Origin of the sequence: Marivirga tractuosa (assembly GCF_042140215.1) — a bacterium.
Lineage (GTDB): Bacteria > Bacteroidota > Bacteroidia > Cytophagales > Cyclobacteriaceae > Marivirga > Marivirga tractuosa_A.
In genome coordinates this window covers 4,027,234-4,050,566 of record NZ_CP159478.1, presented here as the reverse complement: position 1 = coordinate 4,050,566, position 23,333 = coordinate 4,027,234, and the positions used below count along the sequence as shown (strand labels likewise).

22 protein-coding genes and 1 pseudogene are annotated in these 23,333 nt (G+C 34.9%); 11 read left to right on the top strand and 12 right to left on the bottom strand.

Annotation, left to right across the window (positions count from 1 at the left end; translation table 11 throughout):
• Positions 1 to 9 precede the first annotated feature (9 nt).
• A complete protein-coding gene (locus tag ABWH96_RS18085; RefSeq protein ID WP_375578907.1) occupies positions 10 to 2,643 on the bottom strand; it encodes an AsmA-like C-terminal region-containing protein in 2,634 nt (877 codons plus the stop codon).
• Between the two features lie 180 nt (positions 2,644 to 2,823).
• Between ABWH96_RS18085 and ABWH96_RS18080 the strand changes: the two genes are divergently transcribed.
• The 3 genes from ABWH96_RS18080 (at position 2,824) to ABWH96_RS18070 (ending at position 6,460) form a co-directional block, all read left to right on the top strand.
• Positions 2,824 to 4,359, top strand: a complete 1,536-nt coding sequence (locus tag ABWH96_RS18080) for a cryptochrome/photolyase family protein (RefSeq protein WP_375578906.1) — start codon at positions 2,824 to 2,826, stop codon at positions 4,357 to 4,359.
• 139 nt (positions 4,360 to 4,498) lie between these two features.
• Entirely contained in the window at positions 4,499 to 5,275 is a 777-nt protein-coding gene (locus ABWH96_RS18075) for a hypothetical protein (RefSeq protein ID WP_375578905.1), read from the top strand.
• Between the two features lie 165 nt (positions 5,276 to 5,440).
• Positions 5,441 to 6,460 (top strand): alkaline phosphatase D family protein, encoded by a 1,020-nt coding sequence (locus ABWH96_RS18070; RefSeq protein ID WP_375578904.1) that lies wholly within the window; start codon positions 5,441 to 5,443, stop codon positions 6,458 to 6,460.
• A gap of 209 nt (positions 6,461 to 6,669) precedes the next feature.
• On the opposite strand, the gene ABWH96_RS18065 is transcribed toward ABWH96_RS18070, so the two are convergent.
• On the bottom strand, positions 6,670 to 7,467 hold the full coding sequence (locus tag ABWH96_RS18065; protein ID WP_375578903.1) for a hypothetical protein: 798 nt from the start codon (positions 7,465 to 7,467) through the stop codon (positions 6,670 to 6,672).
• 71 nt (positions 7,468 to 7,538) lie between these two features.
• Between ABWH96_RS18065 and ABWH96_RS18060 the strand changes: the two are divergent.
• Positions 7,539 to 8,642: pseudogene (locus ABWH96_RS18060) on the top strand (bestrophin family protein).
• 142 nt (positions 8,643 to 8,784) lie between these two features.
• Here ABWH96_RS18060 and ABWH96_RS18055 read toward each other — a convergent pair.
• The 5 genes from ABWH96_RS18055 to ABWH96_RS18035 form a co-directional block, all read right to left on the bottom strand.
• Complete coding sequence (locus ABWH96_RS18055; RefSeq protein WP_375578902.1) at positions 8,785 to 9,915, bottom strand: ATP-binding protein; 1,131 nt, start codon at positions 9,913 to 9,915, stop codon at positions 8,785 to 8,787.
• A 15-nt stretch (positions 9,916 to 9,930) separates the two neighbouring features.
• Positions 9,931 to 10,770, bottom strand: coding sequence for a twin-arginine translocase subunit TatC (tatC, locus tag ABWH96_RS18050; protein ID WP_375578901.1), 840 nt, complete (start codon positions 10,768 to 10,770; stop codon positions 9,931 to 9,933).
• Between the two features lie 75 nt (positions 10,771 to 10,845).
• Entirely contained in the window at positions 10,846 to 12,117 is a 1,272-nt protein-coding gene (glyA, locus tag ABWH96_RS18045; protein ID WP_375578900.1) for a serine hydroxymethyltransferase, read from the bottom strand.
• Between the two features lie 184 nt (positions 12,118 to 12,301).
• Positions 12,302 to 12,838 carry an NUMOD4 domain-containing protein gene (locus ABWH96_RS18040; RefSeq protein ID WP_308349428.1) on the bottom strand — a complete coding sequence of 179 codons (537 nt, stop codon included), beginning with the start codon at positions 12,836 to 12,838 and terminating at the stop codon, positions 12,302 to 12,304.
• An 88-nt stretch (positions 12,839 to 12,926) separates the two neighbouring features.
• Positions 12,927 to 14,204 carry a replication-associated recombination protein A gene (locus ABWH96_RS18035; protein WP_375578899.1) on the bottom strand — a complete coding sequence of 426 codons (1,278 nt, stop codon included), beginning with the start codon at positions 14,202 to 14,204 and terminating at the stop codon, positions 12,927 to 12,929.
• A 53-nt stretch (positions 14,205 to 14,257) separates the two neighbouring features.
• On the opposite strand from ABWH96_RS18035, the gene ABWH96_RS18030 reads away from it, so the two are divergent.
• Genes ABWH96_RS18030 through rsgA form a run of 6 tightly spaced genes read left to right on the top strand, consistent with a single transcriptional unit; the run spans position 14,258 to position 18,433 of the window.
• A complete protein-coding gene (locus ABWH96_RS18030) occupies positions 14,258 to 15,163 on the top strand; it encodes a DMT family transporter (protein ID WP_375578898.1) in 906 nt (301 codons plus the stop codon).
• Positions 15,144 to 15,623: a DUF4199 domain-containing protein gene (locus ABWH96_RS18025; protein ID WP_375578897.1), complete on the top strand. Its 480-nt coding sequence runs from the start codon at positions 15,144 to 15,146 to the stop codon at positions 15,621 to 15,623. The genes ABWH96_RS18030 and ABWH96_RS18025 overlap by 20 nt, the downstream gene beginning before the upstream one ends.
• A 56-nt stretch (positions 15,624 to 15,679) precedes the next feature.
• The gene (locus ABWH96_RS18020; protein WP_375578896.1) at positions 15,680 to 15,889 is read left to right on the top strand and encodes a hypothetical protein; all 210 of its coding nucleotides are present in this window, start codon (positions 15,680 to 15,682) and stop codon (positions 15,887 to 15,889) included.
• On the top strand, positions 15,876 to 16,220 hold the full coding sequence (locus ABWH96_RS18015; RefSeq protein ID WP_375578895.1) for a type II toxin-antitoxin system PemK/MazF family toxin: 345 nt from the start codon (positions 15,876 to 15,878) through the stop codon (positions 16,218 to 16,220). Before ABWH96_RS18020 ends, ABWH96_RS18015 begins: the two co-directional genes overlap by 14 nt.
• A 48-nt stretch (positions 16,221 to 16,268) precedes the next feature.
• Positions 16,269 to 17,519: a 3-deoxy-D-manno-octulosonic acid transferase gene (locus tag ABWH96_RS18010; protein WP_375578894.1), complete on the top strand. Its 1,251-nt coding sequence runs from the start codon at positions 16,269 to 16,271 to the stop codon at positions 17,517 to 17,519.
• Positions 17,516 to 18,433 carry a ribosome small subunit-dependent GTPase A gene (gene rsgA, locus ABWH96_RS18005; protein WP_375578893.1) on the top strand — a complete coding sequence of 306 codons (918 nt, stop codon included), beginning with the start codon at positions 17,516 to 17,518 and terminating at the stop codon, positions 18,431 to 18,433. The genes ABWH96_RS18010 and rsgA overlap by 4 nt, the downstream gene beginning before the upstream one ends.
• Before the next feature lie 164 nt (positions 18,434 to 18,597).
• On the opposite strand, the gene ABWH96_RS18000 is transcribed toward rsgA, so the two are convergent.
• From ABWH96_RS18000 to ABWH96_RS17980, 5 genes are all read right to left on the bottom strand, one after another.
• A complete protein-coding gene (locus tag ABWH96_RS18000; protein WP_375578892.1) occupies positions 18,598 to 18,693 on the bottom strand; it encodes a hypothetical protein in 96 nt (31 codons plus the stop codon).
• 177 nt (positions 18,694 to 18,870) lie between these two features.
• Complete coding sequence (gene egtD / locus ABWH96_RS17995; RefSeq protein WP_375578891.1) at positions 18,871 to 19,842, bottom strand: L-histidine N(alpha)-methyltransferase; 972 nt, start codon at positions 19,840 to 19,842, stop codon at positions 18,871 to 18,873.
• Positions 19,839 to 20,726, bottom strand: coding sequence for an SUMF1/EgtB/PvdO family nonheme iron enzyme (locus ABWH96_RS17990; RefSeq protein ID WP_375578890.1), 888 nt, complete (start codon positions 20,724 to 20,726; stop codon positions 19,839 to 19,841). The genes egtD and ABWH96_RS17990 overlap by 4 nt, the downstream gene beginning before the upstream one ends.
• Entirely contained in the window at positions 20,723 to 20,995 is a 273-nt protein-coding gene (locus ABWH96_RS17985) for a DinB family protein (protein WP_375578889.1), read from the bottom strand. The genes ABWH96_RS17990 and ABWH96_RS17985 overlap by 4 nt, the downstream gene beginning before the upstream one ends.
• A 443-nt stretch (positions 20,996 to 21,438) precedes the next feature.
• A complete protein-coding gene (locus ABWH96_RS17980) occupies positions 21,439 to 22,344 on the bottom strand; it encodes a type IX secretion system membrane protein PorP/SprF (RefSeq protein WP_375578888.1) in 906 nt (301 codons plus the stop codon).
• A gap of 125 nt (positions 22,345 to 22,469) precedes the next feature.
• Between ABWH96_RS17980 and ABWH96_RS17975 the strand changes: the two genes are divergently transcribed.
• On the top strand, positions 22,470 to 23,324 hold the full coding sequence (locus ABWH96_RS17975; protein WP_375578887.1) for a tyrosine-type recombinase/integrase: 855 nt from the start codon (positions 22,470 to 22,472) through the stop codon (positions 23,322 to 23,324).
• The last annotated feature ends 9 nt before the right edge of the window (positions 23,325 to 23,333 follow it).

Genomic DNA, 23,333 nt, shown 5'->3' with positions numbered 1-23,333 from the left:
ATGAAGCCTTCATTCACCGTCTCCAAACATATCTTTCAATTTGTTTTTGGCTTTATCTTTCATTTTTTCTTTTTCTTCCTCTGCTTTCTTTTTGGCTTCTTCTTCAGCTTTCTTCTTCAATCTTTCAGCTTCTGCTTTTGCACTGTCCTTAGCAGCTTGTGCTTTATCTTCTACCTCAGCTTTCAGCTTTTCTTTTTCTTCATTAATCTTATCATTTACTTGTTCTTTTGCAGAGGAAGTTACTGAGCTTCCACCTTCAGTTGTAGTTTTTCCTAATTTCACTTTAGGGTCATCATAAGTACCACCTATATTGAAATTTAAATTTACAGAGCTTCCGACAGCTTCCACTTTACTTCCTAATAAATTAGAAATGGCTGTGTTGGCTGCTTGTCCCATACTGCCAGTTGGTACATTTAATTTTAGATTATAGGCAATATCTCCGGCTAATCCTGTACTTCCATCTACAGTAGCTTTATATTTACCCATTTTAACATCAAAGGGGTCTACACTAAATCTACCATCTTTAATTTTAGCCTGAACACTAACATCATCAAGTACTACTTCATCAGTATTATCTAATTTAGATAAAGATGTAACTCCATTGATTACTTTAGAATCTTTTACTGCAGCATTTATAATTTTGATTAAACCTGATCCTTGCACAGTCTCAAAATCTGGCATCATTTCTTGTGTTAATAATCCATTGATTGAGAAGTCAGTACTGAATTTCCCTTCCATTTTTTCAGCAATCGGTACAAATTTTTGGACGGTCACTACATTTTTAAAAGTCGCAGGAATGCTTAATTGCGAAATATCTAAACGGAAATCAAATTTAGGTTCATACTCATCTTGACTATTATATAAGCCTGTTATTTTAATATTTCCTTCAAGCATATCTACTTTCAGAGGATCAAGTGTCAAGATACCGTCTTTTACTTTTATTTGTCCTACAGCATTTTTCATTTCGAAATTATCGTATTTGATAGTTTGAGCTGTAGCATCAAAAATGAAATCAATGTTTTTTGGAATTACCACTACTTCCATTGCGGTAGTGTCTTCAGTAGTTTCCTCTGTATCTTCCGAAACGCCCATCATTTCATTTATGTCCAAAAGTGTAGAAGTTAATCTCATATTCCCTTTAATGACTGCACTATCATCAATGGCATAAGCGATATAATTGCTTATGCTTCCATTCAAACTGAAATCACTTTTACCGTAATTTCCTTTTAAAGTAGTTAGGTTAACTGATTCAGGATTGAAATTCATATCCGCATTAGAGATAATAAAATCAGGTGCGTTTTTTTCAGCATAAGAAAAGTTTTGCATTTTAAGATTACCAGTGGTTTCTAGCTTGGTATAATCTTCTTTCTCTACATCAGCATAGGATCCTTTTGAATTAATATTAGCATTGATAATACCGCCTATTTTGAAATCTTCTGAAGGTTCAATTTCTGAAATTATATCCAAGTTTAATGCTCCTTGCATGCTTAAATCCCAAATTGGAGAATCGAAATTATTGACTACCGCTTGCGCTGTGAATCTATCTTTATCTATTGTCAAACCAAAATCTTTTAGTTCAAGAAATCCATCTTTTAGGTCGCCTGATTCAGATTTAGCATGCATTTCCATTGCTATTTTTTCAATTGGAAGAGGTACATCTGGTGATTTCACAAAAGCATCTCTCACAATTAAATCTACGGCAAAAGATGGCATACGAGTATCGCTATATACGCCTTTTATAAATCCTGAGAAATCAAATTCACCTCGGGTTTCCAAATCATCAAAACCATCGGCATACATGCCTGGCACTAAAGAAAGAATGTTTTTGAATTGAGTATCAGTGGTTGCAAAGTTGATATCCATTTCATAATCATCGGTAGGCATGGCAAAAAAGCCATCAAAATTCAAATGAAATTCATTCAAGGTTGCCTTTGCATCTTTAAATGTGAATTTCATACTGTCCATATCCATTCCCAAAAGCAAATCAGCTTCCAAGCTTTTATGGGCAACATAAACATCGCCACCGTAAGCAAATGAAAAATCCTCAGCACTTGTTTTGGTTTCCATATCAAAAACAGATTGGGTGAAATCGCCATTCCCTGTATGGTTTACATCTATAAGTGAAAGTGCCACATCACTCATTTGATCAAAATAATTAATCCTTCCATTCTTGATTTCCCAATGATCTATTCCAATTTTTAATTCTTCCTCTGAGGTGGTTTCTTCTTCCTCTTCTTCAGAAGGGTAGGTGATGTCATAATTTGCTGAGCCATCTTCCAAAACCAAAATATTAATAAGTGGTTGATCCAACATAATCCCTTTAATATTAATAGGATCTCCTTTTATAATGGCTACTATATCCATTTCTACCGAAAAATCCTTAGCAGCAAAAAGGGTGTCGCCATCAAAAGTTTCCTTTCCTGTGATAGAAAAGTCCTGGACACCTAATGTCAAGTTTGGAAAATCCGAAAGTAATGAAATTCTTATTTTAGAGGGTTCGAAATTTACTTTTGCATTTATGGATTTATCGATTTCCGTCTGTACGGCAGAAATAATTCTGTCTTTAAAAAGGATAGGGACCAAAACGATAGTCAGGACAAAAAGTGCAATAATACTGCCTAAGACGATTAATAGCTTTTTCATAATTTTAATCTTGATTTTATACTACTGTAAATTTATAAATTATTAACGACAGTTAAAGAATAAGGTGTGGTATTCAATTATTTTTTTAGGATTAATGGCATTAATCTTTCTTTAATGCAATTACTGGTCATCATTTATTAACAATTGTTAACTATCGGGGTTGATATTCAAATTTGAATTATGAAAAAGACCTTAAGACTTGTTTTAGGTGATCAACTAAATGAAAGACATTCGTGGTTTGCAGAAGCGGAAGATAATGTGGTTTATGTGATGATGGAAATGCGTCAGGAAACTGATTATGTGACTCACCATATTCAAAAAGTAGTAGCCTTTTTTTCTGCTATGAGAGCCTTTTCAAATGAAATGAAAAGTAAAGGACATGACTTTATTTATTTAAAAATTAATGATGCTGATAATGAGCAGTCTTTATCAGAAAACATCAAAAAACTCATAGAAAAACATGGGGTTGAGCACTTTGAATATTTATTGCCTGATGAATATAGATTAGATGAGCAGATAAAGAAACTTTGTAAGGAATTATCTATTTCCACGAATGCAGTTGATACAGAACATTTTCTCACCAAAAGGAACGATATAGCTGAATTTTTTAAAGGTAAAAAGCAGTTTTTGATGGAAAACTTCTATCGAAAAATGAGAAGAGATCATGATATTCTCATGGAAGGGAAAGAACCAGTTGGAGGGAAGTGGAATTTCGATCATGAAAATAGAAATAAATATAAAGGAGAAGTTCCTATTACACCCGCTTATAGTTATAAAACTGATGTTTCAGAGGTTGTAAAAGATATTGAAAAGGCTGGGATTAAGACTATAGGAAGCATTGATGATGAAAACTTTCACTGGCCTATAGATAGAAAGCAAGCTTTACAGTTTGCCCGCTATTTTTGCCGAGAGTTGTTACCATATTTCGGGACCTATCAAGATTCGATGCATACAGAAGAAAAATTTCTGTTCCATTCCAGAATTTCATTTGCCTTGAATTCCAAACTGATTATGCCTAAAGAATTGGTAGAAAAAGTAATTGAGGCTTGGGAGGAGAATTCAGATAATATCAATATTGCGCAGGTAGAAGGTTACATCAGGCAAGTAATTGGTTGGCGAGAGTATATGCGAGGAATTTACTGGGCTAAAATGCCTGAGTATTCGAAGAAAAATTATTTTGAGCACAGCAGAAAACTCCCCGATTTTTATTGGACAGGCAAAACCAAAATGAAATGCATGGAGAAATCCATTAAACAATCTTTATCAGACGCTTATGCACACCATATTCAGCGATTGATGGTAACTGGGAATTTTGCATTATTAAATATGACCGATCCCGATGAAGTGGATAAATGGTATTTAGGAATTTATATAGATGCAATTGAGTGGGTGGAAATCACGAATACACGTGGCATGAGTCAGTTTGCAGATGGGGGTATTGTGGGTTCTAAGCCTTATCTCTCAAGTGCAAATTATATGCATAAAATGAGTAATTACTGCTCTAATTGTTATTATGACCATAAAAAGAAAGTAGGTGAAAAAGCATGTCCTTTTAACAGTCTGTACTGGAATTTCTATAACACCCATCGAGATAAACTAGAGAAAAACCAGCGTATTTCCTTGATGTATCGAACCTGGGATAAAAAATCTAATGATGAAAAGGAAGATTTGTTAACACAAGCAGATTATTACCTTAATAATGTAGATGAATTATAGAATATCAGGCTATTAGTCTAGCAGCCAGCACCTTAAAATAATTGAATTTCATCTTTTATATTACCTTTTTATTATTTTTATTAATTAATTGTTAACTTTATATAATGATAAATCGTTATTTGTTAACAATTCGTTAATATTGGAATCTATCAAAAAACTATATCGAAACTATTTTTCTGCTATTCTATTTGGAATGCTTGCAACATTATTGTGCTTTAATAGCTCATTGAATGCTCAAAATTTCAATCCAAAGAATGAAGAATTATTGGACGATATTGCTTTTATATCTTCTGTTGAAAATTTTGAGAAGCATAATCAATGGAACAGATTAGTAAGAAAACTCGAAAGGAAGTCTAATGCAGATGCAGAGTATTTTCTGGAATATCTTTTTTACAAAACCCACCAAAAACTTTTAAAGGAATATAATAAAGGCACAACCTTCACGAATTTAATGGAAGACGGAAGCTATGATTGTGTTTCGGCAAGTATAACTTATTCAGTTTTACTTAAATATTTTGATATAGAGCACAGCATAATTGAAACTGATTATCATGTTTTTATTATAGCTGAAGCGAATGGTAAAGAGGTTATTTTTGAAACTACTGATCCTAGAAATGGACTTGTTTCAGATTCAGAAGAGATTAAAGAATTTAAAGCAGATTTTCTGCCCAAGCTTAATTCTGCTCAATTAAATCAAAATGAGTCTTTAGGCTCCTCAGTTTATGGACAACCAAATTCTAAAACAATATATAAGGAAATAAGCTTAAGAGAATTAAGCGCACTGCAATATTTCAATCAGGGCTTGATAGCAATGCATAATAAGGATTACAAATTGGCATCTAGAAGATTACAGCAAGCACTTAATCTCTATGATTCTGAGAGAATTAATATGTTATTCAAAATTGTGGCTCCTTAGGTTCCTCTTCTCAGTATTATTAACACATTGCTGTTAGAATCTTTTTTCTACTTCTTAAAAAGATTATTTCTCAAAGAATTATTTTAAAGTTAACCTTTACATAAAGGTATTACCTCATAATTCCCATAAATTAGCATCGTAATAGAAAATCTAACCCACTATAAAATGCGAAAACTAATACTTCTGTCATTAATCGTTTCATTAACCTTTTCTTCCCTTTTTGCACAAGATCAAACATTTGAGATTGAAAATAAAAAGACTTTAACATTAGCTTTTGGATCTTGCAATCGTCAAAATTCGGATCAACCATTATGGCAACCCATCATGAATCATAATCCAGATTTATTTATGTTTTTGGGTGACAATATCTATGGTGACACGGATGATATGAAAGTATTGGAAGAAAAGTATGAATTCCAAAAAAATCAAGAAGACTATAAAAAATTAAGAAAGGCAATGCCCGTAATAGGCGTTTGGGATGATCACGATTATGGAAGAAATGATGCTGGAAAGGAATATGAATATAAAGAAGAAAGTCAGCAACTGTTTTTAGATTTTTTTGATGTTTCTGAGGAAGATTCTAGAAGAGAAAGAGAAGGGGTTTATTCATCTTATGATTTAAAGTGGAAATCGCATACTATCAGAGTGATATTGTTAGACGCAAGGTATCACAGAGATGATTTAGAGCGAATTAATAGAGTATATAAAAAAAATGAAGAGGGCACTATCTTAGGAGAAAAACAGTGGAATTGGTTAAATAATGAGCTTTCAGATGATGAGGTTTCTTTATATATAATTGCTAGTGGTATTCAATTTATTTCTGAGGAACATGCCTATGAAAAATGGGCTAATTTCCCTCAAGAACGTCAAAAGCTTTTTGATTTGGTTCAAGAAAAGCAACCAAGTGCTGCTTTGCTTTTAAGTGGAGATAGGCATATAGCTGAAATTTCAAGGATTAAATTGGAGGGTATTAAGTATCCATTAATTGATGTTACTTCCAGTGGTTTAACACATACATGGAAAGAAGAACCAAAGGAAATTAACCAGCACAGAATTGGAAATATTGTAAATAGTTTAAATTACGGATTAGTAAAAATTGAAGAAACAGAAAACGGATTAAGAGTGATCTCTGAAATTAGAGGAAAAGACCAAGAATTGTATCAGGTCTTCGGCATAGTTTACTGATATTAAACCACCTTTTTTTAACCACAATGTTCACTGAGTTTTTACACTGAGTTGCACGAAGAGAACTGATTTTTTATTTATAATTAAGAATTGTTTCAATGCCTGTTGATAAGCAAATATTGGTTCAGTTTAAATAGGACTTCTCCTCAGTGTCCTTTGAGATATTCTCTGTGTTACTGTGTGGTTAAATTAAGCAGCCTTTGGCTATTTTAGATATTTATGCTAAAGCTGAAAGTTACATTGTGATATAATTCATCAATTGGTACAACAGGGCTTGGATCATACATGTTTTGGTAAAGTAAGGTCAACCCTAAATACTGGGTCAGTTTGTATGTTATCCTAGAGCTACTCCCTGCTCTTGGAGTATCAAATAAACTTTGGATATCATCTTGATAGTAAATACTGAAATCCAACAAAAACTTATCAGCCAGTCTTTGTTTGTAGCTGATGTAACTCCCTAATCTGACCAACTCATTGGTGATTGGATTGGCAGGGTTTGGAATTGTTTCCGAATCTGGTACTCCTCTGTAATCCCATCTTTCAAATTCATAGAAAGGCCCAATTCCAGCAAAAATCCCGGAATTCTTTTTGTATAAAACTCTCCACCGAAGGTTAAATCCAGCTGCATATTTTCTATCTAACCCTCTGACTTCATTCCAATGAGCCTGAAAATAAGGTTCAAGTGCGAAAGGTAGGGTGTCTTGTATTCTTCTGTATTCAATGTATAAATATCCACCGCTTTCGAATGTCTCATCCCCAAATCGGGAAAGCTCTACTTTATTGGCAATAGTCATGGCATTTTTCTCGAATAGAAGTGAAAAATCCGCAGTATTCTCAAATTTTATCAAATCCTCCTTTAGGTTTTGAAATTGAAAGCTAGGGACAATATTTCCTTTCACATGCTTTGTTGTATCCAGAATTACGGCAAAATTCTCATAATGTAGTATTTGCCCGGATAATGAAAATGAGGAAAATATAAGAATCAGTATTAAATGAAATTTAGGCATAAGTCTATTGTATTATTTCATAATCTGAAGTTATTAAAATTATATATAGTATTAATCAATATCTGGCTTCAATGTTTACCATAGAAAAATATGCTCATCATAGTACTTTAAAGGATTTAATGCTGAAAGTGTATTTATTAAAAATTATTTCTAAGTTTATAATAGTATATAATCAAAATGATCTTCACATGTATGTAAATAGAAATTATGGCTTTTGGATGACTTTCAAATGGTCAGGAAAGCCTTTTTTATGGGGTTTAGTGTATGCATTTATCATCTCATTTTTAGCTTATATTTTTGATTTGAGTTTTAATTTGCCTTGGCAACCCTTAAGTGTTATTGGTATTGCAGTGGCATTTTACTTAGGTTTTAAAAACAATAGTTCATATGATCGAACATGGGAAGCAAGAAAAATTTGGGGTGAGATTGTAAATAATAGTAGATCATTTGGAGCAGCGGTTTGCAGTTTTGTGAGTGGAGTTAATTCAGATGAAATTAAAAAAGAATTAATCTATCGACATCTTGCTTGGCTAACTGCTCTGCGGTATCAATTAAGGTTAAGCAAGGAATGGGAGCATAAAGGTATGAGGTTAAATAAGCTTTTTAGTGCCACAGTTTGTGATGCCTACATTCATAAATTGGATGCTGAACTTTTAAAATTTATTTCTCAAGAAGAATTGGCTACTTATAGTTAGAGTACTAATGTGGCAACCCAAATCATGAGAAAGCAATCCGAGAGGCTTCAGGAGTTAAGAAATCAAAACCATTTTGAGGATTTTCGTCATATGGAATTTCATCATTTGCTTAGTGAATTTTATAATGGTCAAGGTAAATCAGAAAGAATAAAAACATTTCCATTTCCAAGGCAATATGCTTCCACTGCTCTTTGGCTTACCTTTGTTTTTGCATTTTTAGTGCCTTTTGGGATGTTGGACATCTTTAAAAATATGGCGGAATGGATGTATTGGATTTCTCCATTATTGTCAGCTCTTGTGATATGGGTGTTTTTCCTAATGGAAAAAATTGGTGATTATTCAGAAAATCCATTTGAGGGAACTTATAATGATGTTCCCATCACCGCCATCTCCAGAACTATAGAAATTGATCTAAGGGAAATGATTAAGGATGATAATATCCCTGAACCAGCCAAAGCTGAGAATGGGTTTTTACTATAAAAGATTTGATAAAAAAAGTGGTATTCCTGTTAGATTTTTAATATAAAACTTCTTTTTCCTTTTCAATATGACTATCCTTTGAGCCCTTCCTGAAATCCTTCGTGCAACTCTGTGGTTATAAAAAAAAGCCTCAGGCTTTCTGTCACTTCCGTCTTAAAATAGCAGATAATTGCAAAGAAACATTTAGCAAAGTCATTTTCGCACTGGCGTTTCTTTCCAAATAGTAAATGGCTTTGTTGAGGATTTCATTCATTTGAGCAATTTTTTCCAAGCTTAGAGTTTTGCTGAATTTCATCACAAACTGTTCGTGTTCATCTGGAACCCTCATCAGTTCTGTGCTTTGCATTAATGCCACTAATGATTCTCTCAAGATGTTCTCAGCATGGACAAGCCATTGCTGTTGATTCATTTTGCCCCATTTGTGAAAATCATCAGAACGCTTTACCAATTTGGTGTAATCATTTGCCCAGCATTCCCGCATCCATTGCTCAAATTCTTGTTGTGCATCATCTGAAACATCATCAATCAATTCAACTGCCTTATGCAAATCACCTTGAGCAATATGGGCTAATTGTTTAGCTTGGTTCTCAGCAACTTCATATTTTGAAACAAGAATGTCTTTTACTTCTTCATCAGAATAGTTGGGCACATGAACCGCTTGTGTTCTCGAAATGATGGTACCAATTAATTTTTCTCTATTATTGGAGACCAATAAAAACACCGTTTTATCGGAAGGCTCTTCAATAATCTTCAAAAGTGCATTGGCGGCTGAAGGGTGTAGGTATTCTGGCAACCAAATCAGCATCACCTTATATTTTCCCTCAAATGCTTTTAGAGAAAGATTTCTAATAATGTTTTTACTTTCATCCTTAGCAATATTGAGCTGTTTGTTTCCAGTTCCAATATGATCTATCCAATTTGAAGCTGAAGCAAAAGGATCTTTTAACAGAAAAGATCTCCAGTATTTCATGAAATTATTGCTCAACTTCGAGTCATCACCTTTTATGCTGTCATTGGCAGCAGTTGGAAATGAAAATTGAAAATCTGGATGAATGTATTTTGCATTTTTGTGGCAGGAATTACACTCTCCACAAGCATCATGTTCAGATGGATTTTCGCAATTTAAATAAGTAGCATAAGCCAAAGCCATTGGTAAATTAGCCGCTCCTGATTTCCCCCAGAATAGTTGGGCATGCGCAATTTTACCAGATTTCACACCCTTTATCAGTTGTTCTTTTAAGTCAGTAAGTCCTGGTATGTCGGCAAAAAGCATATTACTTTATTTTAGCTATTCCTCTAATTTCTTTAATTCTGCTTCTTTTTTATCTTTCCTTTTATGGATAACTGCAGAAATATAAATACTTATTTCATATAATATTAAAAGCGGAAAGGAAATCAGCAATTGGCTTATCGGATCTGGTGGAGTAATGAAAGCACTGATCACCAAAATTACCACAATGGCTATTTTCCTGTATTGTTTTAGAATCTGTGGGTTAATAATTCCAGCTTTACTCATAAAAAGTATCACCATTGGCAACTGAAACATCAAGCCACATGCTAAAACTAGCATGGTTAAAGTCGATACATATGAAGTAATATCAAACTCATTTAAAACGGAAGCATCCACCTGATAATTTGCCAAGAAGTTAATGGAAATAGGGGAAACTATATAATAGCCAAATAGTACTCCAGACATAAATAGTAAACTTACAAAGAATGTAGCACCTCTACTCGTTTTCTTTTCCTTTTCATATAAAGCAGGACTTACAAATCGCCACATTTCCCAGAAAAAGTAAGGGAAAGCCACTATAATTCCTAATACGATTGAGGAAGTAATGTGCATGCTAAACTGCCCTGTCATTTTTCTACTTTGAATAATGAAAGGCAATTCATCTATACAAAATGCAGTTGAATTCGCTACAGTTTGCCCCAGTTGACAAGCCATTTGGTAAAACCAGAAATCAGGTCTGGAAGGCCCTAATATCAAGGTTCCAAAGACAAATTCTTTAGAAGCAAAGGCTACAATAGATAAAATTACAACAGCGGACAAAGCCCTTACGATATGCCATCGAAAGGCTTCCAGATGATCTAAAAAGCTCATCTCCGCTTGTGGTTGATCTGCTGGCATATATTGTTATATGAAATCTAAATTAAAATTAGATAAAAATTTGATGATTGCTTGTGATTATCAAGCATTTCAGAATTATTTGAATAATGGAAACTCTACCATCCATTCATTAATCTCATTTTTCACTGAAGCAATTTTTTGCTTATCTTCATGTTGAGTGATCACTGTATCGATGAAATTCACTATTTTTTCCATGTCAGCTTCTACCAATCCTCTTGAGGTAATGGCTGCAGTTCCGATTCTCATACCAGAAGTAACAAATGGTGATTTATCATCAAAAGGCACCATGTTTTTATTAATGGTAATATCTGCTTCACCTAAGACAGCTTCTGCAATTTTACCCGTAATGCCCTTAGATCGTAAATCAATTAACATTAAGTGATTATCCGTTCCTCCAGAAATGATTTTATAATCTCTTTCCATAAATGCTTTAGCCATTACTTCAGCATTTTTCTTTACTTGAAGGATGTAATTGAAATAATCTTCAGTTAAACACTGGCCAAAAGCTACTGCTTTAGCAGCGATAACATGTTCCAAAGGACCGCCTTGTGTTCCAGGAAATACTCCCGAATCCAACAATTGTGTCATTTTACGTAATTCTCCTTTTGGATTTTTGTACCCAAATGGATTTTCAAAATCATCACGCATCATGATTAGGCCACCTCTTGGTTCACGCAAAGTTTTGTGAGTTGTGGTGGTTACAATATGGCAATAATCTAAAGGATCATCTAATAAGCCTCTAGCAATTAAACCACTAGGGTGAGAAATATCTGCTAATAAAATTGCACCTACTTCATCTGCAACTTCTCTTAATATTTTATAATTCCATTCACGGCTGTATGCTGATGCACCGCAAATGATCATTTTGGGCTTTTCTTTTTTGGCTGTAGCCTCCACTTTATCCCAGTCGATTAAACCAGTTTCCTCTTCCACTCCATAAAATGAAGGCTGATATAATTTTCCTGAGAAATTAACAGGAGAGCCATGAGTTAAGTGTCCCCCATGTGATAAGTCAAAACCTAAAATTTTATCTCCAGGATTTAAGCAAGCTAGCATAACGGCTGCATTTGCTTGTGCTCCTGAGTGAGGTTGAACATTGGCCCAGCTTGCGCCAAATAATTCTTTAACCCTATCGATTGCTAGATTTTCAACCTCATCTACAACTTCACATCCTCCATAATATCTTTTACCTGGTAAGCCTTCAGCATATTTATTGGTCAATACGCTTCCCATTGCTTCCATCACTTCAGGCGAAGTGAAATTTTCTGATGCGATTAATTCAATACCAGTTTCCTGTCTTTTTTGCTCCTTCTTTATGAGGTCGAATATTATATTATCTCTTTGCATATTATAAACCAATTTGAGCCTAAAATTAGCGCAGAATTACGGGATAAACAATTGTATTGCTTGAAGCTTTTGCAATAGGTAGGATAATTTTATGATTGGTGAAGTAAATTAGCTTTTTAAAATAAAAAAGCATGATACTAATTAAAGTATGCATGCTATTAAACTTAAATAATAGTGATGTTAATTAATCATCAATAGTTACATGTCCCCAATTGTGTCCTTTTCTAATTCTGTTTAATTGTGTGTGTGTGATTCCAAACTGACGAGCGATTTGACTATATCTAGTCTTTTCATTTTTCAGCATTTTTTTGATCACTTTCACATCTGATTCGGTTAATTTATAACCTGTAACCCTTTTCTTTAAAACTTTAGGGTTTTTGTTATTATGATCAGCTAATTCTCTTTCAGAAACCCATTTCAAATTACTTAAATGATTATTAGACTTATCATAGTCTAAATGCGTTACATACACTTGATTATCATTGTCTTTTGGTATAAATGATTCAGCAACCAGACGATGTACATAGTAACTTTGTGTAATTCTTTTGTCAAATCGAACCATGATAGCTTGATAGCCATTCACATTTGATCCTTTGATGATTTTTCCGGTTTCACGAGTCGAATAACTTTTTATCCTTCCGTAATTCGAGACTTCGTATTTAGCATGCGGTAAATCCACATTAAACTCGATCTCTTTCCACTTTTCCAGTTTTGGATCCATGTTCTTGTTTAGTTATAGTTTGTGCTTATTTATATTAAAATTAAAGGTAGGTAATTAAATTAATAAAAAAAATACCATAATTCTTAGATTAGTCATAATTATACTTCTTTCGCCAAAGATTTTGTAGCTTTTGTCGAAAATCTTTCTCTCTAACATTGTCCTGAGGCTCATATAGGGTGTTTTTACTGATTTCTTCTGGCATAAATTCTTGGTACGCAAAATTTCCAGGAAAGTCATGAGAATATTTATATCCGCTACCATAATTCATATCTTTCATCAATTTGGTAGGAGCGTTTCGCAAATGCAATGGAACCGATAAATCACCAGTTTCTCGAACTAACTGCCTAGCTTTTTTAATTGCCATGTAGGAAGCATTACTTTTTGGTGAGCATGCGAGGTAAGTAACACATTGTGCCAATACTATTTCTGCTTCTGGATAGCCAATCATGCTAACCGCTTGAAATGTATTAGTTGCAATCAATAAAGCATTTGGATTTGCCAGGCCAATATCTTCTGAAGCAGAGATTAATAATCTTCGGGCAATGAATTTCACATCTTCTCCACCTTCTATCATTCTGGCCAGCCAATAAAGTGCGGCATTGGGGTCACTTCCCCTGATGCTTTTGATAAATGCTGAAATAATATCATAATGCTGTTCGCCAGACTTATCATAAATTGCCATTCTATTCTGAGCGATTTCTCGGACTTGCTCATTGGTGATTTTGATTTTTTCATCTTTTCCATAAGCATCAATTACTAATTCAAATAAATTTAAAAGTTTTCTGGCATCACCACCTGAAAGCTGAATCAAAGCTTCGTATTCCTTTATTTCAATATTGAGCTCTTTTAATTTTTCATCATTTGCTAAAGCGGTATTCAGCAATCCTTTTAAATCCTCTAATTCCAGAGCTTTTAGCGTATAAACCTGACAGCGAGAAAGCAAAGCTGAATTAACCTCAAATGATGGGTTTTCAGTAGTGGCACCAATCAGAGTAATAACACCTTTTTCTACTGCGCCTAGTAAAGCATCTTGCTGTGATTTATTAAAACGGTGAATTTCATCTATAAATAAAATGATTTTTCCTGATCGGGAGGCTCTTTGAATGACTTCCCTAACATCTTTAACTCCTGCACTTATTGCACTTAAAGTTTGAAATGGAGCTTTCACCTGATTGGCAATAATATTGGCAATGGTGGTTTTGCCCACTCCCGGAGGTCCCCAAAAAATCATGGAAGGCACTTTTCCTTGAGCAATAGTCAATCTTAAAACTCCTTTTTCGCCTACCAAATGCTGTTGTCCGACTAATTCTTCCAGTTTAGTTGGGCGCATTCTTTCTGCCAGTGGTTTATCTTCTCCGAATATCATAAGCTTGTAAATTTATAATCTGCAATATCCATATAATCCCTTACTTTTGCCAAATGAATAAGACCTGGCAAATTCATGGAGCACTGGCGCTAGTAGGTTTAATCTATGGCGCAAATTATGTCATCGCCAAAGGCGTGATGCCTAATTATATGAGTCCCAATGCTTTTATTTTATTGAGGGCAACGGTAGCAACTATTCTTTTCTGGATTTATCATGAGTTAACTTCCTCAGAAAAAGTAATTAGAAAGAAAGATTATTGGCTTTTTGCCAAATGTGCGGTTTTTGGTGTAATGGGAAATCAGCTGATTTTCTTCAATGGCTTAAGCTTGACGAGCCCTGTAAATGCCAGCATCATTATGACGGCTAATCCAATTATAGTGTTGGCAATTTCTTTCTGGTTGCTGAACGAGATGATCACTTGGCGTAAAGTTATCGGAATCCTCATAGGAGCATTTGGAGTGGTTTTATTAGTGCTGAATAAAGAAGTCAGCTTAGAAAATGATGCCTTTTTAGGGGATATTTTTATTTTCCTCAACGCTACTTTCTATGCGATCTATTTGGTGATGGTAAAACCCTTAATGCAAAGATATGAACCTATCACGGTAGTGAAATGGGTATTTCTTTTCGGGACTTTGATGATTGTTCCTTTTGGAATAGTACCGATTTTTGATGTGGAATTTCAAGCTTTTCCAGCAGGAATATGGTGGAGCATAGTTTATGTAATTATAGGGACTACATTTTTAGCGTATTTATTAAATGCAATGGCTTTAAAGCATGTGAATTCTACTATAGTGGGTTATTATATTTATTTGCAGCCTGTTTTTGCCACTTTTATCACCATTCTAATCGGACAAGAAGTTTTCAAATGGGAGAAAGCCCTATTTGCATTGATGATATTTTTTGGAGTATATTTAGTAAGTCAACAACGAAAACCTAAACATGAAGAAACGACTAATTGAAATTAAATGGGGATTAATCTTTGTGATTATGATGCTCATTTGGATGTATTTTGAGAAAGCCATGGGCTGGCATGATGAAAAGATCGCAGATCATGCGACTTATACCAATTTTGTGGCGATTCCGGCTATTCTAGTTTATGTATTTGCCTTATTGGAAAAACGCAAAAAGCATTATAATAATGTAATGAGTTGGAAGCAAGGTTTTGTTTCAGGCATGATCATTACAGCAGTGGTGGTGATTTTAACTCCTTTCAGCCAAATGGTAACCCATGATTTGATTTCGCCTGAGTATTTTGAGAATGCATCAGCATACGCGGTAAATCAAGGACTAAGTACTCAAGAAGAGGCAGATGCGTATTTCAATTTGAAGAATTATCTGTGGCAAAGTGCTGTGTTAGCTCTTGTAATAGGGGCTGTAACTTCGGCTTTGGTGGCTGTTTTTGTGAGGAGGAAGGGGTGAGTTTTGAACTTTAAATGATATTTTATATGTTTAATTCTTAAATGACTACAAAAAAAATGAGCAAGGAAGAAGTTCTGCAAGAAATATCACTTTTGTCATCAAATGAAAAGAAGGAGATTTTAAAATTAATAAAGGAATCTTTAGAAAAAGATAGTAAAGCTAAAATGGCAAATGCAGTTGAAGAAATGTTGGTTGAATACAAAACTAATAAAGAGTTAACTGCCTTTACTTCAATCGATTTTGATGATTTTTATGAAGCAAAATGAAATTTGGCTGATTAACCTTAATCCCACTCTTGGAGCAGAAATAAAAAAGACTAGACCTGCGTTGATTGTCAATGATGATTTATTAGGAAAATTACCATTAAAGGTAATTGTTCCATTTACAGATTGGAAACCGAGGTACGAGGAGGTACCTTGGATGGTTAAAATAGTACCTGATTCAAATAATAATTTATCAAAAGTTTCTTCAGCTGATTGTTTTCAAATTCGTTCTGTTTCAGAGGAAAGATTTGTAAAAAATATAGGCGAAGTTGGATCAGGAATCTCTGATTCAGTAAAAGAAGCCTTATCTAAAGTTTTATCTATTGATATTTAAATCCCCAATTCATTCTTTATCATAAATTTTTCCCCTTAATTTTACCGCATGGGTGAATTCTTTTATCGATTGGGTATTTCATTGTTAGGCGTAGGGGTAAAAATCCATGCGTTGATAAATGCCAAATCCAAAAAGTTTGTAGAAGGTCGGAAAGATTTGTTTCCTCAGTTGGAGGAGAAGTTTAAATCTGTTGACCAGCCAGTAGTTTGGTTTCATTGTGCTTCTTTGGGTGAATTTGAACAAGGCAGACCATTGATTGAAGCTTTAAAGAAAGAATATCCTAACTTCTTTGTTTTATTGACTTTCTTTTCACCTTCGGGTTATGAAGTGCGTAAAAACTATGAATTGGCAGACCATATTTGCTATATGCCATTGGATACCGCTGAAAATGCTGAGCGATTTGTAAAAATTACCCAACCCAAACTGGCATTTTTTGTAAAATATGAATTCTGGCATTATCACCTTAAAATATTATCGGAAGCGGATTGCTGGGTTTATTCAGTTTCCGCTATATTTCGTTCCAATCAGCGGTTTTTTAAATTCTACGGAGGCTTTTACAGAAAAATATTAAAGCAGTTCGACCATATTTTTGTGCAAAACAAAACGGTGGCTGCTTTACTTAAAGGCATTCATATTCATAATGTGAGCGTAAGTGGTGATACAAGATTCGATAGAGTGAAATCGATAACCGATAGTGTGAAACCTCAGGAAATGTTTGCTGAATTTTCCAAAGATCAGTCTGTTTTAATAGGAGGAAGTACGTGGGAGCCCGACATAAAAGTAATTGCACCTTTTTTACAACAAAATCCTGAATGGAAAGCCATTATTGCCCCACACGATATTAGTGAAGCCAATTTAAAACTGCATGAGGAGGTTTTGAAAATTCCTACTAGTCGTTACAGCAAAATAGATTCTGAAGCAACAACGAAACCAAGAGTGATCCTAATTGACAATATAGGAATGCTTTCTTCCTTATATCAATATGGTAAAATAGCTTTTATAGGTGGAGCTTATGGAGATGGATTGCATAATACTTTGGAAGCCGCTTGTTTTGGCTTGCCCGTATTTTTCGGAAATAAAAATTACCGTAAATTTCAGGAAGCATTGGATTTATTAGATGCTAAAGCTGCTTTTAAAGTAGCAAATGCTCAGGAATTTTTATCTATTATGAATTCAGATGACTTTAAAATTGAGGAATCTTCCCAAAGAGCTTTGGAATATGTCAATCAAAATATTGGAGCAAAGGATAAGATTATGAAGCATATTGCACCTATCATTCAAAAAATGAAGCTATCATGATGAAGGGAAGAGTTTTTAAATCGACAGGGAGCTGGTACACTGTATTGGCGGAGGGAAAATTTTATGAGTGCCGACTGAGAGGTAAGCTCCGCTTGGATGATGAAAAAGTCACCAACCCTGTGGCGGTGGGCGATTGGGTGAATATTGCACCTGAAAATGATACGGAAGCCATTATTAAGGATGTACTCCCTAGGGAAAATTATATCATTAGGAAATCAACACGCAAAAAAAAGCACAGCCATCGGCTGGCTGCCAACATTGATCAAGCTATTTTAATAGTGACTTTGGCATTCCCAAGAACGAGTTTGGGTTTTATTGACCGATTTTTAGTGAGTTGTGAGTCCTTCAGAATTCCTGCTGTTTTGGTATTTAACAAAGCAGATTTATTGGATGAGGAGGGATTGGAATATTATGAAGCGCTCAAATTTGATTATCAGGAATTAGGCTATAAAGTGTTGCTAGTATCCGCGGAGGAAAATATAGGGATAGAGGAATTGAAAGCTGTTTTGGAAGGGAAAACTTCGCTTTTTGCAGGTCATTCGGGAGTAGGAAAATCTACTTTACTGAATTTGATTTCGCCTCATATTGAGCAAAGAATAGGGGAGGTATCGGAATCAGTTGGTAAAGGTATACATACCACTACATTTGCTGAAATGTTTGAAGCTTGGAAAGGCACTTTCGTAATCGATACTCCGGGCATTAAAGAACTGGGGTTGTGGGATATAGGCAATGAGGAGCTAAGCCATTATTTCCCTGAGATGCGGGAGTATATAGGGGAATGTAGATTTAACAATTGCACGCATACTCATGAGCCGGGCTGTGCTTTCCGTGAAGCCATGGAAGAAGGGAAAATTGCGCCTAGCCGATATGAAAGTTATTTGAGTATTTTGGAAGATGAGGATAGTCATCGGTAGTTAACCGCAAAAAGCCAAGCCGCAAAGAAATTAAGAAAAAATAAGGACAGCCAAAGGCTGGGACAACCCTACCTAGTCTTAGCGTCTCGCTAAGACTTAAAGTGATGGGAACGAGGGCAAGGTCTTAGCGAGACGCTAAGACCAGCAAATTTTTAGGGGTTTAACTATTTCCTCATCACCACATCCGCAAAGTATTCCTTATCATCATAAAAATACTTTTCAACGGTCAAGCCAGCTTCCGTAGCCATATTTTCAATCATATCTTCATCGAATTTTTGGGATACTTCCCACCTAGTCTTAGCGTCTCGCTAAGACTTAAAGGAACTGGGGCAAGATCTTAGCGAGACGCTAAGACCAGTGAAGGTTTGTCAACCTTTATAGATTAAGTTTCGGTGAAAACACCGAAACAGAGGAGTGTGTAGTAAGATTTATACTTTTCATTTCCTCATCACAACATCAGCAAAATATTTCTTTTCATCATAAAAATATTTTTCAACTGTTAAGCCGGCTTCTTTAGCCATATTTTCAATCATATCTTCATCGAATTTTTGGGATACTTCTACATGAATGTGCTCCCAGGCTTTGAAATGGATAGTGGTATCAATGGCTTTTAATTCAACAGTTTGCTTTTTTTGAGAAATTAAAAAACTCTTCGTGGTTCCCGTTTGAGGATCATAAGATGGATAATGTTTGAATTGCTCCAAATCAAAATCGGCATCTAATTCATTATTTAATCTTGTAAGCAGATTCATATTAAACTGGCGCGTGATACCTTGAGCGTCATTGTATGCACTTCTAATCATCTCAGGATCTTTTTTCATATCAAAACCCATAATGATTCTATCACCAGGTCTCAATTTATTGGCAATTTGATTTACAAATGATTGTGCATCCTCAATTTCAAAATTCCCAATATTTCCACCCATAAAAAGCACAACCATTGGATTTTTCCTGTCTTCATTAAGCGTATCCAGAGCAGAAAAATATTCTTTATTGATAGGTTTTATATCCAAATCAGGAATTGATTTTTGCATTCTTTCCTGCAATAAACTCAGCACATTTTCTGAAATATCTACTGGCTTGTAATTGAAAGTAGCATTTTGCTTAACAAAATGCTTTAATAAGATCTCTGTTTTCATGCCATCACCAGCTCCAAATTCTATCAGATTAAAACCCGCTGCATCTGCAGAAATAATGGATAAAATATCATCTTTATGTTTTTGGAATATATCATATTCACAATTTGTGAGATAATATTCCGGCATATTCATGATTTCTTGAAAAAGGCGGTCACCTTCGGCATCATAAAACAACCAGCTTGGCAGTGATTTTTCTTTTTGTGTAAGTCTTTCTTTTACAGCTTCTGCCACTGAAAAGCTTATTTTTTTTTCGGTTGTGTTTGTTGTCATAAATCTTGTGCTAATCTTATCCCACTAAAATGCCACTGCAAATGTGGGTGAAAGAAGTTTCTATATGTTTTTCTTGAATGATTTAATGAAGTGGCGCGTGATGAACCCCGCATCACCATTTGATTCACCATAAATTTGCCATTGTACTCTCCAATAGCACCTGCTGGCTTTGTATAGCTTGGATAGGGAAGATATGCACTTCCCGTATGCTCCCATCTTTTTCCCCAGTCGAATAAATTAGCAGCTGTTTCCCACTCAAATTCAGTTGGTAAACGCATGCCTTTCCATTCTGCGAAAGCATAGGCTTCATAAAAGCTGATATGCATTAAAGGAGCATCTTTATTGATAGGTTTTAAACCGGCTAAAGTATAGTAATGCCAATTTCCTTCTATTTTATGCCAGTATAATGGAGCGGAAATCTCAGTTTCTTCTAACCACGCTCTGGCATCAGAATGCCAGTATTCATGCTTTTCATAGCCTTTGGCTTCAATAAATTCAGCATATTCACCATTGGTGACTAGTCGGTTGCTGATTTTTGCACCTTCCAAATGTACTTCATGGTAATTGTGTTCATTGTCAAATGAAAAGCCTTTTCCTTCAAAGCCAATTTTGTAATTTCCTTTATTAATGTGTACCCAATCGTGCTCCCAGTCTTCGGTGAAATATTCTTCAAAGCCCTTATCGTAAGCTGGGAAAAGGGGATTGTGTCCTAAAATATATTTGATGTCATAAAACAGTAATTCCTGATGTTGTTGTTCGTGATTGAAGCCAATCTCAAGGATATTTTTCATCTCATCCGTAATGATGTGAGATAGTAATTCTCTAACGGCTACATCCACATATTTTCTGTATTGATATATTTCCTCAACCGTTGGACGCGTCATATTTCCTCTGTTGGCCGCAACATTCTTTCACCTGCACTCACGTAATAGCTATTAAAAAGGAAAGCAAATTGAGGATGAAATTCTCTGTAATCTTTAGAAAATTCTTTTAGTAAAAAAGTTTCGAAAAACCAGGTGGTATGTGCCAAATGCCACTTAGGCGGACTCACATCCGATATAGGCTGAGCAACATAATCCTCTGTCGCTAAAGGTTCACAAATGCTTTCAGTTGTTTTTCTAATTTCTTGGTAACGATTAAGATAATTTTCCATAGAAACTTTAAACTAATAAATTATACTCCAAAAAAGGAGTAAAAAAATTAATTTCATCAGTTAAAGATCACTAAATGACATTTTAACGACTTATTAATATTAACTCTTAGCTTGAAGAATAGTTTTTTTGGAAAAAAAGATAAAGGGAGATTGTTCCTAGCTATATAAAATATAAACTGATAGGATGGTTTTATAATTTGATTTTATCGATACCAACCTAATACAAATCAAGACCAGCCAAACCATCTGGCTTTTTGGAAGAAAGGATCATTAAATCATTCGTAAATTGCCTAATTTGTGGTCGGATGGTAGGTAGATATTCATCATGTACTGAATTAATTTTCGCACCAAAGTTTAGAGTTTTGGTCCATTTACCATTACCATAAATTAATAAAATTATATTTCTTTAAAGATTCAAGCCCGTAGAATATGTTTGGAAACGATTACATAAAATCATTAAACTTTGGGCATATTACATCATCATGCACATTTCTTAAACGGACTCTATAATTAATCATAAATTCATGAGTACCATTCGAAGCTTTTCTAATGTCAGAGGTAGTCCAATCATAAGAATAGCTAAAGTGAAAAGACTCAGTTAATTTAAAGTCAATATATGAAACGACTGCATCAATATTTCTATATGAAACCCCTACATTTAATAAATCATAGAAGACAAAACTAGTATTTATATCAAAGTTGAGAGGTGCGCCTTCTTGACCTCTAATAAGAACCGATGGTTGAATATGGACTGTTTTATTAAGATTTAACGGAAGCATTAAGCCTCCTGTTAAATAATAATATCTTGCTGCTCTTATTTCATTAAAGGTGTTTTCAAGATTTACATCACCAAATCCATTATTCAATAAAAATGGAACAGAAAAACCAGCAAACATCTTTTTATTATAAAAATAAACACCAGTTCCAAAATTTGGCTTAAGGTTTCCGCTTACGTTAGCAAAAGATTCATCACCCATATCATCCAAATTAAGATCCCTAAAGTCTGCTGTTAGAACATTGAGACCAGCCTGTACACCCATTGCCAATTTACCCTTAGGGGTTTTAATGATGAAAGAATAACTGCCGTAGATATTCTGATTAGAATAACTACCAATTCGGTCGTCATTAATAAGTAGCCCTAAGCCCATTTTTTCATTCATCAGAGAGGTATGTGCACTAAAAAATAAGGTTTTAGGAGCACCTTCAAAGTTCACCCATTGATTTCTATACATAGCGGAAGCACTTAGTTGAACATGACTTCCGGCATATGCAGGGTTTAAAATAAGCCCATTAAAAATATATTGTGAGTATATTGGGTATTGTTGAGCCTTTAAAGTTCCTGTTAACAACAACAAGGAAACTATAATGTAAAAAGACTTGCTTTTAAAATACTTGTTGAACTAAACCGTTTCTTCCTGGAAACGGTAAAATGAGGTATGATTAAATTGTAATGGTAAACAAACAAGTTACCATTATGAAAACTCAAACAAAAAGCAATGCCTTAGAGCATCTCAAAAGAGAGCTGGAATTCCGGAATTACAGTTTTCGCACAGTAAACACCTATTGTTCACTGATGTCCCACATGGCCAAAGTGAGCAGTTTACCGCTCGAGACCATCACCCTTTCACAGTTTAAAGACTACCTTCACAAGGTAGTGATAGAAAAAGGCCTGTCAGCCTCTACTGTGAACCAGTACATCAGTGCATTTAAAATAGTGCAGACCGATGTTTTGGGAAGGGAGTGGGAAGATTTTAAGATTAGACGTCCTAGAAAATCTAAAAGGCTTCCGATCGTCCTCTCCATTGAGGAAATGGAAAGGCTGATCAACGTGAACCGCAACTTAAAACATAAGGCTATTATTATGTTGGCCTATTCATCAGGCTTGCGGAGAAATGAGCTTTTGAACCTGCTGCCTAATCATATCGACTCTCAAAGAATGCAGGTTCGGGTCATGCAGGGTAAAGGCAAGAAAGACCGTTACACATTACTCTCACGCAAGACACTTGAGGTACTGCGTATTTATTATAAATTTGCACGTCCCGAGAAGTACCTGTTTGAACCTCAAAACAGCAAAGGGAAGCCTCTGTCAGAAACCACTCTGGCTAAAATCGTAAAGAACAAGCTCGAACTTGCCGGTATTAAAAAAGCGGTGTCCTTCCATACCCTGCGCCACACTTTTGCCACACACCTGTTGGAGCAAGGCGTGAACTTACGGCTGATACAGCAATTTATGGGGCATACCTCGCTAAAGACCACTACGGCCTACCTGCATCTTACTAAGCTAGACCCAGCTAGTGTTTGCTCCCCTCTAGACAATATGAAAGTTTAAAAATGGTGC